This window comes from Actinotalea ferrariae (assembly GCF_019733465.1).
Classification (GTDB): domain Bacteria; phylum Actinomycetota; class Actinomycetes; order Actinomycetales; family Cellulomonadaceae; genus Actinotalea; species Actinotalea ferrariae_A.
Map to the genome: position 1 here is coordinate 1 of NZ_JACVQL010000032.1, position 14895 is coordinate 14895.

Sequence of the window (14895 nt, forward strand, 5' to 3'; positions counted from 1 at the left end):
CCGCCCGCCCGCCCGGGTGGCCGGGCCGCACGACGCCCGCCCGACCCGGGTGGCCGGGCCGCACGATGCCCGCCCGACGCGGGTGGCCGGGCGGCGCCTTGCGATGACGGCCGCCCAGGATGTGCGGCGCAGGTGACCGGTGCGGCACGGGGGACGCATGGGACGCCCCCTTGGCCCCACAGGCACCAGCGGCACCGTGCGCCGCACATCCTGGGGTGGAGCGGTGTCGTCGGTGCGGGCGATGTGACCTGTGGTGCTCCTGTGGTCCCTGCGACTCACACGTGTCCCAGCAGGTCCGTCAGCACCATCGCCCGCACGGACGGCACGTCGACTTGCCGATCTCCCGTCGCACCGCCACACGGACGGCACGTCGACCGGCCGGTCTCCCGTCGCACCGCCGCACCGACGGCACGCCGGCCGGTCGGGCATGCTGGGTCCATGGACGTCCACGCCGACCCGCTCCCGGTGCTGCGCACCCGCACCAGCGAGAAGTGGACGGCGTTCGGGCCGGACGTCCTCCCGCTCTTCGTCGCCGAGATGGACTACCCCCTGGCGCCGCCGGTGGCCCGGGCGATCATCGAGCGCGTCGAGGCGTCCGACACCGGGTACGTCCACGGGCCGGGGCCGATGCCCTCGGCGTTCGCGGGGTTCGCCGAGCGCACGTGGGGCTGGCGGCTCGACGAGGCCGGCATCCGCACCACGACCGACGTGAGCGTCGCGATCGTCGAGACGCTGCGCCGCGCCGTCCGGCCGGGCGACGGCGTCGTCATCATGCCGCCCGTCTACCCGCCGTTCGCGGACCTCGTCGCCGAGGCCGGCGCCCAGCGGGTCGACGTCCCGCTCGTCGACCGCGACGGGACTCCCGCCGTGGACCTCGACGGCCTCGAGCGCGCGCTCGCGGCGGGAGCCCGCGCCGTGCTGCTGTGCCACCCGCACAACCCGGTCGGCGTCGTGCACCCGCCCGCGACGCTGCGCCGCATCGCCGAGCTCGCGCGCGAGCACGGGGCGACCGTGGTCAGCGACGAGATCCACGGCCCGCTGGTCCACGAGCGGGGCACGTTCACGCCGTTCCTGGACGTGTCCGACGACGCGCGCGAGGTCGGCGTCTGCGTCACGGCGGCGAGCAAGGGGTGGAACGTCGCCGGCACCAAGTGCGCGCTCATGGTCGGCCAGTCCGAGCGCGCCGTCGCCCTGCTCGACGGCATGCCCGAGGAGGTCGGCTTCCGCACGAGCATCCTCGGCCTGAACGCGAGCATCGCCGCCTTCCGCGACGGGGACGAGTGGCTCGTGGGAGCGCTCGCCGCGATCGACGCCAACCGCCGCCTGCTCGCCGACCTGCTGGCCGAGCACCTGCCCGCGGTGCGCTACCGCGTGCCGGACGCGACCTACCTCGCCTGGCTCGACTTCCGCGACGCCGGGTGGGGCGACGACCCGGCCGAGCGCGCGCTCGCGGCGGGCGTCGCCCTCGTCCCGGGTCGGGCCTTCGGCGCCGAGGGCCGCGGCCACGCCCGCCTCAACCTGGCCTGCTCCCCGGACGTCCTCACGGAGGCCGTCCACCGCCTGACCCGCGCCTGACCACCCCCACGCCCCGGAGGCGGCCCGCGGCGGACGCGCTCGCGACACCAGAGCCCGCTCTCGACCGCGGAGCGTCGTCGCGAGACACGCCGGCGTGTCCGGTCACGCCGCTCCGCACTCGCGCGACGGGGCTCCGCAGGTGCGACGACGCTCCGCACTCGCGCGACGGCGCTCCGCACGTGCGACGACGCTCCGCACTCGCGCGACGGCGCTCCGCAGGTGCGACGGGGCTCCGCAGGGGGTCAGTCGCGGCCCGTGACGAGGCGGCGGAGGGTGTCCATCGGGATCTTGGGGGTGCGGTCCGCGTGGAGGAGGCCGTTGGTCTCCTGGCCCGTGTCCGTGAGCTGCGTCCAGCAGAACCCGGCGATGGGTGCGCACTCGCGGACGGCGTCGAGCAGGTCCCCGACGCGCGCGGCGAAGTCGTCGTCGGACGTCGCCGTCGAGTAGCCCCACGCGTCGTCGCGCCCGCCCGCGTAGCTGACGCCGCCGAACTCGGTGAGCATGAGCGGCTGCCCGCGGTCGGGCACGTCGACCAGGCGCACGCGCCGGCCCGCAGGCCCGATGCCGTCGAGCAGCGTCCGGACGGCGTCGGGCGTCCCGTACCGCGCGCGCAGCTCGTCGCCGCGCTCGGCGTAGTCGTGGATCGACCAGATGTCGGAGTCGGTGTGCTCCCAGCCGTCGTTCGAGACGACGGGCCGCGTCGGGTCGAGGGCACGCGTCAGGTGCGCGAGCCCGAGCGAGTAGTGCTGCTGCGCCGGGTCGTGCGCACCGTGCTGGATGCCCCAGCTCTCGTTGAGCGGCACCCACGTGACGATGCTCGGGTGCGACAGGTCGCGGCGCACGAGCTCGGCCCACTCGTCGGCCAGCAGCTGCACCGACCGCGGTGAGAACGCGTACGCGTTCGCCGTCTCGCCCCACAGCGTGAGGCCCAGCCGGTCGGCCCAGAAGAGGAACCGCGGGTCCTCGGCCTTCTGATGCACGCGTGCCGAGTTGAAGCCGAGCTCCTTGATCAGCTCGACCTCGCGCCGCAGCGCGTCGGCGCTCGGCGCCGCGAGGTGGCTCTCCTCCCAGTACCCCTGCTCGAGCACCGAGCGGAGGTAGTAGGGGCGGTCGTTGAGCAGGAAGCGCCCGTGCTCGACGGCGACGCTGCGCAGGCCGACGTAGGACGCGACGACGTCGCGCGACGCGGCCCCGGTCGTGCCCGTGCCAGGCACCGCGTCGCCAGGTACGACGTCGACCCACGCGTCCAGGAGCGTCGGGCGCTCGGGCGACCAGAGCAGCTCCTCGTAGCGCTGCCCGTTGTGCTGGGTGGGCAGGTCGACGGTCACGCGCACGTCGCGCTCGGCCGTGCGGACCCACTGCTCCGCGAGCACCTCGTCGTCGTGCGCGACGCGCAGCGCGAGCGTCACGGGTCCGCGCGGGCGCTCGCTGAGGCGCACGGTCGCGTGCAGCGCACCGGTGGGCAGGTCGCTGCGCCACGCGAGCTCGGCGACGTGCAGCCGCGGGACGGCCTCGAGCCACACGGGCTGCCAGATGCCCGTCGTGCGGTGGTACCAGATCGAGTGCGGCTCGGGCCGCCAGTCCTGCTTGCCGCGCGGCTGGGCGACGTCGAGCGGGTCGTCCTCGGCGCGCACCACGAGCGCGACGTCGGGACCCTGCGACGCGACCACCGACGTGACGTCGAACGAGAACGGCGTCTGGCCGCCCACGTGCCGGCCGAGGTGCACGCCCCCGAGCCACACCTCCGCAGCGTGGTCGACGGCGCCCAGGTGCAGCACGAGGCGGTCGCCCTGGGTGCCGAGGCCGGCCCGCTCGAGGTCCGCCGCGCCGAGCGTGCGCCGGTACCAGACCACGTGCTGGTGGGGGTCCCCGACGCCCGACGCGCTCGACTCGGGCGGGAAGGGGACCTCGATGTGCCGCGTGAAGGGATCGCCCTCATCGCCCGGGGCGAGGCCGAACCACCGGGCGTCGCGGCCGACGTCGTCCGGGTCCGCCGCGAAGTCCCAGGTCCCGCAGAGGTCGGCCCAGGCCGGGCGGACGAGCTGGGGCCGCGGGTAGGTGCCGTCCCCCTGGCTCGCGCGCAGCACGGGCGTCCCGCTCGCGACCGCGGCGTCGGCCGTGCCGCCCGCGTCCTCGGCGCCCAGGCTCCCCGGCGCGTCCCCGATCGGCGTGCTCACAGCGTGCTCCCTCCGTCGGCGGCGGTCGCCGCCTGCGTGCTCTCGCGCACCACCAGCCGGTGCCCGACGACGTGCGCCGTGCCCGTCGTTCCGCCCGGGCCGCCCTCGGGCGGGTCGAGCAGCAGGCCGATCGCCGTCTCCGCGATCGCCCGCTTGTCGGGGGCCACGGTGCTCAGGCTGGGCACGCTGTAGCGGCCCTCCTCGATGTCGTCGATGCCGATCACGGCCACGTCCGCGGGCGCCGTGAGGCCGCGGTCGCGCAGCGCGCGCAGCGCCCCGAGCGCGAGCAGGTCGTTGAAGCAGAAGACGGCGTCGGGCGGCTCGGGCAGCGCGAGCAGGGCCGCCATGGCGTCCGCGCCGTCGGACCGGTGGAAGTCGTGCACGGTCGCGACGAGCTCCGGGTCCGCGGGGATCCCGGCCAGCTCGAGCGCACGGCGGTACCCCTCGAGGCGCAGCGTCGCGGTCTCGGCGGGCGTCGCGTCGCCCGAGCGCGGGTCCTTGGCGCCGATCGCGGCGATGCGCCGGCGGCCCAGCCCGATGAGGTGCTCCGTCGCGGTCTGCGCCGCGGCACGGTTGTCGATCGCGACGTGCGGGAAGTGCGCCTCGTCGCCGATGTGCTCGCCGAGCAGGACGAGCGGCGTGTCGTCCATCCGGTGGCGCAGGTCCTCGGCGCTCACGGCCAGCGGGCTGAGCACGAGCCCGTCCATGAGCGGCATGTCGACGCCGTCGCTGATGGCCCGCTCGGACTCCGCCTGGCCGTCGGTCTGGTTCAGCAGGACGGTGAGCTGGCGGGCCTTGGCCGCGCGCACGAGCGCGGACGCGATCTCGGCGAAGTAGGGCTGCGTGAGCTCGGGCAGCGCGACGGCGATCATCCCGCTGTTGCCGCGGCGCAGGTGGCGCGCCGCGACGTTGGGCCGGTACTGCAGCTGGCTCAGCGCGTCCTCGACCTTGGCGCGCGTGTGGGCCGTGATGGTGCCCTTGCCGTTGACGACGTTCGAGACCGTCTTGATGGACACGCCCGCCCGCTCGGCGACGTCCTGCAGCCGGATCCTGGCCACGTCGCCACCTCCCTCGCTGTCTGCCGGACGGTCATCGTGCCCCGTCGACGGCGCCCCCTGCCGTCCCGTCCCGTCGTCACCGGATCGTTGCCCGGAGAAGGCCTGCTCGAGTGGCGCGGAGCGCGGTACGGGGCGACAGTAACGACGCCGACACGTTTCGTACAAGGTTTACCACCGAGTCTGTACAAGGTTTACCAGCATGAGGTAGGAACGGTCGTACAAGGTTTACCGGGAGCGGCTCGGCGCTGCGCCGAGCCGGTCGACCTGCGACAGGGAGCTCAACGATGAGAACCACGAGGCACGCCCACCGACGTCGGCTCGCAGCCGGCGCCCTGACCGCGACGGCAGCCCTGGTGCTCGCCGCGTGCGGCGGGGGCATGACCCCGGAGGAGGCCGCCGGCGGCGGCGACGCCGCCGAGGCACCCGAGTTCACGGGGGAGTACACCGGCCCCGACGTCGAGCTCTCCTACTGGAACGGCTTCACCGGCGGTGACGGCCCGTTCATGCAGGAGATGGTCGACGCCTTCATGGAGGAGCACGACAACATCACGATCGTGCCCAACACCATCCAGTGGGCCGACTTCTACCAGCGCGTCCCGGCGGCTGTGAACGCCAACGAGGGCCCGGACGTCGGCGTCATGCACGCCGACCAGCTCGCGACCAACGCCGTGCGCAACGTCATCGTCCCCCTCGACAACGTGGCCGAGGCGCTCGAGCTGTCCGAGGACGACTTCAGCGAGGAGGTCTGGAGCGCGGGCCTGTACGAGGACCAGCGCTACGGCATCCCGCTCGACGTCCACTCGCTCGCGATGTTCTACAACACCGAGCACTTCGCGGCGGCCGGCATCACGGAGCCGCCGACGGACCAGGAGTCGTTCATGGCGGCGCTCGACGCGCTCCAGGCGGCCGGCTACCCCCAGCCGTTCTGGATGCCGGCGCGGTGGCCCGGGCACCTGATGTTCCTCACGCTCCTGTGGCAGAACGGCGGCCAGCCGTACTCCGACGACGGCACCGAGGCGACCTTCGCCTCGCCCGAGGGCATCGAGGCGCTCGAGTGGATGCGGTCGATGGTCGACGAGGGCTACAGCCCGTCCGACGTCGCGCAGGACTCGCAGTACGTCGCGTTCAAGAACGGCGAGACGTCGATCACCTGGGACGGCATCTGGCAGATCAACGACCTCGAGGCGTCCGGCCTGCCGTACGCGCTCGCGCCCGTGCCGACGATCTTCGACGAGCAGGCGTTCTGGGCGAACTCGCACCAGTTCTTCATGACCAAGCAGGCCACCGGTGACGAGAACAAGGCGGCCGCTGCGCAGGTCTTCATCGCCTGGATGAGCGAGCACTCGGCCGAGTGGGCCGGTGCCGCGATGATCCCGGCGCGCACGTCCGTGCAGGAGGAGGGCGCGCTCGAGGGCACGCCCCAGGAGCCGATCGCCGGGCTGCTGGACAGCGTGCGGTTCCTGCCCGCCGTCCCCGGCCTCGGCCAGGTCACGACGGAGACCATCGAGCGGGCCGTCGCCGACGCCGTGCTCGGCCAGCAGGAACCGGCCGCAGCGCTCGAGGGCACGCAGGGCCAGGCGACCGAGCTCATGGCGGAGAACGCCGAGAGCTTCGGGGGCTGACATGACGACGACGCGCGTCGCGGCGCCCGGGGACACGGTGGATGCTCTGCAGCACAGCCGCAGGGCGCCGCGACGTGGCGTCGCCAAGCACGGGAAGGCCACGCCGTGGCTCTTCCTCAGCCCGTACCTCGTGCTGTTCGGGCTCTTCGTCATCGCGCCCGTGCTGTACGGCGCGTGGATCAGCCTGCACCGGTGGGACTACACGCTGCCGGGCAAGCCGTTCGTCGGCCTGGAGAACTACCAGGACCTGTTCGACCCGTCGTCCACGGTCTACGCGGACTTCTGGAACTCCATGCAGGCGACGGGGATCTTCACGCTCGCGAGCGTGCCGCTGCTCATGGTCATCCCCTTGGTCGTGGCGCTCGTGATGAACAAGAAGTTCCCGGGCCGGAACCTGTTCCGGGCCGTGTACTTCGCGCCCTACGTCCTCGGCGTCGCCGTCGTCGCGGTGCTGTGGCGCTACCTGCTCGACAACAACTTCGGCCTTGTCAACTACTACCTCGGCCTGCTCGGGCTGCCGGACGACACCGCGTGGACGACGTCGACGCCGGCCGCCTGGGTCTCGCTCGTCGGCGTCACGGTGTGGTGGACGCTCGGGTACAACTCGGTGATCTACCTCGCGGCGCTCCAGGACATCCCGCGCGAGCTCTACGAAGCGGCCCGGGTCGACGGCGCCAACGCGTGGCAGCAGTTCCGCAACGTGACCATCCCGGGGCTGCGGCCGGTGCTCGTGTTCATCACGATGATCACGATCCTGGCCTCGGCGAACATGTTCGGGCAGTCGTACCTCATCACGCAGGGCGGGCCGGGCCGCGAGACCCGGACCGCGATCTACGAGATCGCCGAGACGGGCCTCCGCCAGTACCAGATGGGCTCGGCGGCCGCGATGAGCTACGTGCTCACCGCGTTCCTCATGGTCCTCAGCGTGGTGATCTTCTGGCTCTTCCGCGAGAGGAAGTCGTCATGACCGCCGACGTCGAGACCCGTCCCGAGGCGCCCGTCGCGCGGCGCCGCAGGAGCTCGGGCGAGGTGGGGGACAAGGGTGGCCCGCGCGTCGTGCTGCGGTACGCCCTCCTGATCGTGCTCGGGCTGCTGTTCCTCAGCCCGCTGATCTTCATGATCGTGACGTCGTTCAAGACGCGCGGCGAGGCGACGTCGATCCCGCCGTCGTGGATCCCCGACCCGTTCACGACGCAGGCCTACGAGACGATCCTCACGGCACCTGGCACGCCGGTCCTGCGCTGGTTCGCCAACAGCCTCGGGGCCGCGATCGCCCACTCGGCGATCGTCGTCGCGACGTCGGCCATGGCGGCCTACGCGCTCGCGCGGATGGAGTTCCGCGGCCGTGGGTTCGTGTTCGGGCTGATCATCGCGACATTGTTCGTGCCGCCGGTGATCCTCATCATCCCGAACTACCTCATCGTCGGTGAGCTCGGCTGGCTCAACACGCTCGTCGCGGTCATCGTGCCGACGGCAGCGTCGGCCTTCGGCGTCTTCTTCCTGCGGCAGTTCTTCCTCGGCATCCCCGAGGAGCTCGAGGAGGCGGCGCGGCTCGACGGTGCGAGCCCGGTCCAGATCTTCGTCAAGGTCATGCTGCCGCTGTCCCGGCCTGCCCTCGCGACGCTCGCGCTGCTCGCGCTGCTGACGAACTGGAACGACTTCCTCTGGCCGGTCTACGTGCTCTTCAGCCCCGAGCTCCAGACGCTGCCCGCGGGCCTGTCGACGCTGCAGTCCGCGAACTCGGTCCGCTACGACCTGCTGATGGCGGGTGCGGTGGTCGCGAGCGTGCCGGTGCTCCTTCTGTTCGTGTTCCTGCAGCGCTTCATCATCGAGGGCGTCTCCCGCTCGGGCCTCAAGGGATGAGGGCCCGCCTGGCCGTCGCCGTCGTCTGCCTCCTCCTCCTCGCGGGCTGCGGCGACGGCCGGGAGGGCGGCGGCGCCGAGGAGCCGGCCGCCGCGGCGACCGAGGGCGCCTCGCCGGCACCCGAGGACGACCCGGTGCACGGCGTCAACCCCGTGGTCGACGACGACTTCCCCGACCCCGACGTGCTCGAGGTCGACGGCACGTCCTACGCCTACGCGACCAACGGCAACCTGCGGAACGTCCGGGTGGCGAGCTCGACGGACCTCGTCGAGTGGACCGAGCTCGACGACGCGATGCCGCAGCTGCCCTCCTTCGTCATCCCGGGCAAGACGTGGGCGCCCGAGGTGAGCGAGGTCCAGCCCGGCCGGTTCGTCCTCTACTACACGGCGACGAACTACCGCCCGACGCTCCAGTGCATCGGCGTCGCCGTCGCCGACTCGCCCGAGGGGCCGTTCGAGCCCGTCGGCGAGGGCATGCTCGTGTGCCCCGAGGACGAGGGCGGCGCCATCGACGCGTCGACGTTCGTCGACCCGGCCGACCCGGCGGGCACGCGGTACCTGCTGTGGAAGAACGACGGCAACTGCTGCGGGCTCGACACCTGGCTGCAGATCGCACCGCTCACGCCCGACGGCACGGCGCTCGCCGGCCCCGCCACGAAGCTCGTCCGGCAGGACCTGCCGTGGGAGGGGCACCTCGTCGAGGCGCCGACGCTCGTCGAGCGAGACGGCACCTACGTCCTGCTCTACTCGGCGAACGACTACGGCGGCCCGGCCTACACGATCGGGTACGCGACGGCGTCGTCGGTGCTCGGCCCGTACACGAAGAACCCGGAGCCGCTCTTCGCGACCGAGATGTTCGACGGCCGGTACGTCGGACCGGGCGGGCAGGACGTCGTCGTCGGCCCGGACGGCGAGGACCGCCTGGTCTTCCACTCCTGGTACGGCGAGAACACCTACCGCGCGATGAACGTCCTGCCGCTCACGTGGCAGGACGGCCACCCGGTCGTCGCGCCCGACTGACCCCCACGTGCGACGGGGCTAGGTCAGGCGGCGTCGAGGATGTCGACGACGAAGACCAGCGTCGCGTTCGGCGGGATGCTGCCGTCCGGGGTCCCGCTCGGGCCGTAGCCCTTGTCGCCCGGGATCACCAGGAGCACCTGGCTGCCGACCGTCTGGCCGATGAGGCCCTCGTCCCAGCCGGGGATGACGGACTGCGTGCCGATCGTCGTCTGGAAGGGCTCGCCGCGGCTCCACGAGGAGTCGAAGGGCTCGCTCGGGTCGTCGTACAGCCAGCCGGTGTACTGCACGGTGATGCTCTGCTCGGCCTGGACCTCCGGGCCCGTGCCCTTGATGAGCGGCTGGGCGACGAGCGCCCCGGGCGCGGCCGCGCCCTCGGGGATCTCGATCGACGGCGCGCCGTCGTCCGCGAGCGTCACGACCGGCAGGCCCTCGGGCGGGACGACCGTCTCGCCCTCGGCGCGGGTCGGGACCGTGCGGGCGTCGGTGACCTCGATCGCCATGATCGTGGCGGGGTAGGCGGGTCCCTGCTCGGTCTCCTCGCCACCCGGTGCGGCGAACAGCACGCGCACGCCGACGTTCTGGCCGATGATCGCGTCGCGCAGCGCCTTGACGAACGTCGAGTCGCCCAGCGCGAGGGACTCGGACGCCGCCGACTCCCAGGTCGAGCCGAGCACGGTGCCGTCGTCGCCCGAGACGGCGACGTACTGGATGGTCACCGACTGGTCCGCGCCGATCTCGTCGCCCGTGCCCTCGACGTCCACGCGCGCGACCGGCGCGGTGACGGTGAAGGGCTGGTCGAACGTCAGCGTCGGCGCCGCGCCCAGGTCGCCCTCGACGACGACGGCGTCGAGCGCGGCGACGTCCTCCTCGGTGGCCTCGGGCGCCTCCTGCGACACGTCGTCCGTCGTCGCGGACTCGCTCGGCTCGGGCTCGGGGCTCCCGCCCGAGCACCCGGTGAGGGCCAGGGCGGCGGTGAGGGTGATGGCGGCGGCCAGGCGTCGGCGCACAGAGGATCCTTCGTCGTCGGTCGTCGTCCCGCGACGCGTGGGCGTCGGACGGGCGGCTCGTCCGCGGCGGCGGACCGTCAGCCAGGGTACGTCGTGTTCCTGGGAGGCCGCTGGGAGCGTCACGCCCGAGCGCCGCCGCGCGGGGGCCGGGCGATGATGGCGGCATGACGTCGAGCCGCGGGTCGTGGGGCGCTGTGCCGAGCCCCGTGCCGCCCGTCCCGCCGCCGCCGACCGGTGGCCCGCTGCGCTTCGCGATCGTGGGCAGCGGGTGGCGGGCGACGTTCTTCTGGCGCATGGCCCACCTCGTGCCGGACCGCTTCGAGGTCACGGGGGTCGTCTCGCGCAGCGCCGAGCGCGGCGCCGAGGTGACCGCGCGCTGGGGCGTGCCGACGTACCGCACGCTGGACGACCTCCTCGCCGCGGGGCGGCCCGAGCTCGTCGTCGTCTCGGTGCCCTGGGCCGTGACGCCCGGGGCGACCGTCGCGCTGGTCGAGGCGGGCGTGCCCGTGCTCGCCGAGACGCCGCCCGCGCCCGACCGGGACGCGCTGTGGGAGCTCTGGGCGCGCGTCGGGTCGTCGGGTCTCGTCCAGGTCGCGGAGCACAGCCCCTTCCTGCCCGAGCACCAGGCGCGTGCGGCGCTGCTGCACGACGGCGTCGTCGGGGACGTCTCGCAGGTGCAGGTCTCCTCGACGCACCAGCACCACGCGGTCGCGGTGATCCGACGGATGCTCGCGGCGGGCGCGGGCGCGGGCGCGGGGGCGCGCGCGGCAAGGACGGGGCCGCCGTTCGACCCGTTCTCCCCGGTCACCGTCGTCGCCCGGCGGTTCGAGGCGCCGCTCCTCGACCCCCGCAGCCGCGCCGGCTGGACGGGCGACACCGCGCCGAAGCAGGCCCGCACAGTCCTCGCGATGCTCGACCTCGGCGGTGGTCGCAGCGCGCTGCACGACTTCACCGACAACCAGTGGCGCAACCCGCTGCGGGTCGACCGGCTGGTCCTCCGCGGCAGCCACGGGGAGGTGACGAACGACCGGGTCGCGCGCTGGGTGGACCCGCGCACCGTCGTCACCAGCCCGATCGTGCGCACGCAGGGCGGCGTCGGCCAGGACATGGACGGGTTCGACCTGGCGCACCTGGCCTTCGAGGGCCGCGTGGTCTACCGCAACCGGTTCGACGGCGCCCGGCTGGCCGACGACGACATCGCCGTCGCCGAGCTGCTCGACCGCAGCCGCGCCTGGGTGCGCGACGAGGGTCCGCCGCCGTACCCGCTCGCCGACGGCGCGCAGGACCACCTGGTCGCGATGGCGATCGAGGAGGCCGTCGCCACGGGCGCCCCGGTCACGACCCCGCGCGCACCCTGGTCCCCCTGATCTGCTTCCGGCCCACGTCACCCACCTCGGCGGCGGCACAAGAAGGCCGGACGGGCGTTCGACGCGCGGCGGGGCGCGTCCGGTGTGAGCCTGGGGGCATGCGATTCGGGTACACGCTGATGACCGAGCAGAGCGGCCCGCGGGAGCTCGTGCGCCACGCCGTCGACGCCGAGCGCGTCGGCTTCGACTTCGAGGTCTCGAGCGACCACTACTTCCCGTGGCTCGACGAGCAGGGGCACGCGTCGTACGCGTGGGCGGTCCTCGGCGCCGTCGCGCAGGCGACGAGCCGGGTCGAGCTCATGACCTACGTGACCTGCCCGACCATCCGGTACCACCCCGTCGTCGTCGCGCAGAAGGCGGCGACGCTCGGCGTGCTCAGCGAGGGCCGCTTCCTGCTCAACCTGGGCGCAGGGGAGAACCTCAACGAGCACGTCGTCGGCGAGCGCTGGCCGGCGGTCGTGGAGCGGCACGACATGCTCGAGGAGGCGGTCGAGATCATCCGGCTCCTGCTCGACGGCGAGCGGCTCAACTTCGACGGGCAGCACTTCCGCGCGGACCAGGCGTACCTGTGGGACCGCCCCGAGGAGCCGGTGGAGATCGGCGTCGCCGTCTCGGGCGCCGTGTCGATCGAGCGGTTCGCGCCCCTCGCGGACCACCTCGTGACGACCGAGCCCGAGGCGTCGATCCTCGAGAAGTGGGACGCGGTGCGCGAGGAGCACGGCGAGGGGGCGTCGCGGAAGATCGGCCAGATCCCCATCTGCTGGGACACCGACGCCGAGGCGGCCAAGGAGCGCGCGCACGAGCAGTTCCGCTGGTTCGGCGGCGGCTGGAAGGTCAACGCGGACCTGCCCACCACGGAGGCGTTCGCGGGCGCCTCGCAGTTCGTCCGGCCCGACGACGTGGCGGAGTCGATCCCCTGCGGGCCGGACCTCGACGCGATCGTGGAGGCGGCGTCGGCGTTCTGGGAGGCCGGGTTCACCGACCTCGCGCTGGTCCAGGTGGGCGAGGAGAAGCAGCAGGAGTTCCTCGACCAGGCGGCCGGGCCGCTGCTCGAGCGGCTGCGCGCCGCGGCGCCGGACTCCTGAGCGCGGTCGGGCCGCGCGCCTGAGCGCCGACGGGCGCGTGCGTCCGAGCACTGCCCGCCCTGGAGAGAACCCCGCCGCCCGACGTCGCCTCGGTAGAGTCCGGCGCGAGCGCCGCGCGCGCACCGGCCGTCAGGAGGCACGCCATCGACACCCCCCGCACGACGATCTCGCAGATCGCCGCCGAGGCCGGCGTGTCGGTGCCGACCGTGTCCAAGGTGCTCAACGGGCGGGCCGACGTCGCGAGCGAGACCCGGGCGCGGATCGAGCAGCTCATCAAGCAGCACGGCTACCAGCGCCGGCGCACCGCGACGCCGCCGGGTCCGCGGCTCGTCGACCTCGTCTTCCACGAGCTCGGCGGCCCCTGGGCGCTCGAGATCATCACGGGCGTCGAGCGCGTGGCGCGCGAGCAGGGCGTCGAGGTCGTGCTCTCGGAGTGCGGCGGGCACCGCACGCCCCGCCAGGAGTGGCTCGACAGCGTGCTCGCGCGAAGGCCGGCCGGCGTGATCATGGTGTTCTCCGATCTCGACCACGACCAGCGCGCCCAGCTCGAGGCGCGGTCGATCCCGTTCGTCGTCGTCGACCCCGTGGGCGAGGAGCAGGGCGGCGTCCCCTCGATCGGGTCGGCGAGCTGGACGGGCGGCCTCGTCGCGACCCGCCACCTCATCAACCTCGGCCACGAGCGGATCGCGGTCATCGGCGGCCCCGCCGAGACGCTCGCGAGCCGCGCCCGGATCGCGGGCTACCGCGACGCGCTCGTCACGAGCGGCATCACGGTCGACGAGGACCTCGTGCGCAACGGCGACTTCTACGTGGGCGGTGGCTACGAGCACGGCCGCAGCCTCCTCACGCTGCCCGAGCGCCCGACGGCGATCTTCGCGGGCAGCGACCTGCAGGCGCTCGGGGTGCTCCGGGCGGCGCGCGACCTCGGCCTCGACGTGCCGGGCGACCTGTCCGTCGTCGGCTACGACGACCTCCCCGTGGCGAGCTGGATCACGCCGTCGCTCACGACCGTCCACCAGCCGCTGGTCGAGATGGCGGACGCCGCGACGCGGCTCGTGCTCGAGCTGGCCGCCGGGCGGCGCCCGCGCACGGTCCGGATGGACCTCGACGTGCACCTCGTCGTGCGCGAGAGCACGGCACCGCGCCGCGCCGCGGACACCCCGTCCGCGGCCGGCCCCGTACAGTAGGGCGACCCATCACGAGCGGCCGAGAGATCTGGCTCGACGACGCCGCAGCAACCCCCCGACGCCGGGTGAGGGTGCTCACGCCAGGACCGATGGAGCAGCATGGACGACGCCCCGCGCCCCGCGCGCCCCGCCGGCCTGCCCGACCGCCTGGTGCGCGGCGGGCCGACGGTCTCCTTCGAGCTCTACCCGCCGCGCAGCGAGGCGTCCGCCGCCACGCTGCGCACCACGATCGAGCACCTCGCGGGCGCCCGGCCGGACTTCTTCTCGGTCACGTACGGCGCCTCGGGCTCCTCGCGCGAGAGCTCACGTGACGTCGTCCGGCACGTGCTCGACAGCACGGACGTCCCGGTCGTCGCCCACCTGACGTGCCTCGGCAGCCCGCCCGACGACGTGCGCGGGGTGGCCGAGCAGCTCGTCGCCCTCGGTGTGCGCGACTTCCTCGCGCTGCGCGGGGACCCGCCCGCGGGCGTCCCCGAGTGGACGCCCGACCCGCACGGCCTCCAGCGCGCGAGCCAGCTCGTCGAGCTGCTGCGCGGGCTGTCGGGCGACCTGCCCGACCACGACCGGCTGAGCATCGCCGTCGCGGCGAACCCCACGGCGCTGCACGCCTCGCCCACCGACCCGCTCCTGCCGGACGCCGGGAGCTGCGGCGACCTCCTCGCCCTGCGCGCCAAGCAGGACGCGGGCGCCGACCACGCGATCACCCAGGTGTTCTTCGACCCCGAGGACTACGTGCGCTACGTCGACACCGCGCGCGCGGCGGGCATCGACCTGCCGCTGCTTCCCGGCGTCGTGCCGCTCACCGACCCGCGCCGGCTGCGGCGGCTCGAGGAGGTCAGCGGCGTCGCCGTGCCGACGCGCGTCCTCGCGGCGCTCGAGTCGGAGGACGACGCCGCCGCGCGGGTCGCGGTCGGCCGCGCCCTGGGCGCCGAGCT

Annotated in this window: 12 protein-coding genes and 1 riboswitch; of the genes, 9 read left to right on the forward strand and 3 right to left on the reverse strand. The window is 73.8% G+C overall.

Translation table 11 applies throughout. The features are described from left to right. Positions 1 to 438 precede the first annotated feature (438 nt). Entirely contained in the window at positions 439 to 1575 is a 1137-nt protein-coding gene (locus tag ICW40_RS03095; RefSeq protein ID WP_221652370.1) for a MalY/PatB family protein, read from the forward strand. Between the two features lie 242 nt (positions 1576 to 1817). Here the strand turns inward: ICW40_RS03095 and ICW40_RS03100 are convergent, their stop codons facing one another. Continuing rightward, on the reverse strand, positions 1818 to 3752 hold the full coding sequence (locus ICW40_RS03100) for a glycoside hydrolase family 2 protein (protein WP_308121597.1): 1935 nt from the start codon (positions 3750 to 3752) through the stop codon (positions 1818 to 1820). Continuing rightward, positions 3749 to 4810 (reverse strand): LacI family DNA-binding transcriptional regulator, encoded by a 1062-nt coding sequence (locus ICW40_RS03105; RefSeq protein ID WP_221652371.1) that lies wholly within the window; start codon positions 4808 to 4810, stop codon positions 3749 to 3751. The genes ICW40_RS03100 and ICW40_RS03105 overlap by 4 nt, the downstream gene beginning before the upstream one ends. 284 nt (positions 4811 to 5094) lie before the next feature. On the opposite strand from ICW40_RS03105, the gene ICW40_RS03110 reads away from it, so the two are divergent. From ICW40_RS03110 to ICW40_RS03125, 4 genes are read left to right on the forward strand one after another with little or no spacing between them, the layout of a single operon-like run. After that, positions 5095 to 6432, forward strand: coding sequence for an ABC transporter substrate-binding protein (locus ICW40_RS03110; protein ID WP_221652372.1), 1338 nt, complete (start codon positions 5095 to 5097; stop codon positions 6430 to 6432). 1 nt (position 6433) lies between these two features. Continuing rightward, a complete protein-coding gene (locus ICW40_RS03115; protein WP_221652373.1) occupies positions 6434 to 7399 on the forward strand; it encodes a carbohydrate ABC transporter permease in 966 nt (321 codons plus the stop codon). Then, the gene (locus tag ICW40_RS03120; RefSeq protein ID WP_221652374.1) at positions 7396 to 8295 is read left to right on the forward strand and encodes a carbohydrate ABC transporter permease; all 900 of its coding nucleotides are present in this window, start codon (positions 7396 to 7398) and stop codon (positions 8293 to 8295) included. Before ICW40_RS03115 ends, ICW40_RS03120 begins: the two co-directional genes overlap by 4 nt. After that, positions 8292 to 9314 (forward strand): glycoside hydrolase family 43 protein, encoded by a 1023-nt coding sequence (locus tag ICW40_RS03125; RefSeq protein ID WP_221652375.1) that lies wholly within the window; start codon positions 8292 to 8294, stop codon positions 9312 to 9314. The genes ICW40_RS03120 and ICW40_RS03125 overlap by 4 nt, the downstream gene beginning before the upstream one ends. Positions 9315 to 9337: 23 nt before the next feature. Here ICW40_RS03125 and ICW40_RS03130 read toward each other — a convergent pair whose 3' ends face one another. After that, positions 9338 to 10321 carry an FKBP-type peptidyl-prolyl cis-trans isomerase gene (locus ICW40_RS03130; RefSeq protein ID WP_221652376.1) on the reverse strand — a complete coding sequence of 328 codons (984 nt, stop codon included), beginning with the start codon at positions 10319 to 10321 and terminating at the stop codon, positions 9338 to 9340. 164 nt (positions 10322 to 10485) lie between these two features. On the opposite strand from ICW40_RS03130, the gene ICW40_RS03135 reads away from it, so the two are divergent. From ICW40_RS03135 to ICW40_RS03150, 4 genes are all read left to right on the forward strand, one after another. Beyond that, positions 10486 to 11688, forward strand: coding sequence for a Gfo/Idh/MocA family protein (locus tag ICW40_RS03135; protein ID WP_221652377.1), 1203 nt, complete (start codon positions 10486 to 10488; stop codon positions 11686 to 11688). 98 nt (positions 11689 to 11786) lie between these two features. Then, a complete protein-coding gene (locus ICW40_RS03140) occupies positions 11787 to 12773 on the forward strand; it encodes a TIGR03557 family F420-dependent LLM class oxidoreductase (protein ID WP_221652378.1) in 987 nt (328 codons plus the stop codon). Between the two features lie 173 nt (positions 12774 to 12946). Beyond that, positions 12947 to 13960, forward strand: a complete 1014-nt coding sequence (locus ICW40_RS03145; RefSeq protein ID WP_308121598.1) for a LacI family DNA-binding transcriptional regulator — start codon at positions 12947 to 12949, stop codon at positions 13958 to 13960. A 3-nt stretch (positions 13961 to 13963) separates the two neighbouring features. After that, positions 13964 to 14056: riboswitch (SAM riboswitch) on the forward strand. Positions 14057 to 14059: 3 nt separating this feature from the next. Further along, a partial coding sequence (locus ICW40_RS03150; RefSeq protein WP_221652379.1) for a methylenetetrahydrofolate reductase occupies positions 14060 to 14895 on the forward strand: 836 nt, incomplete at its 3' end.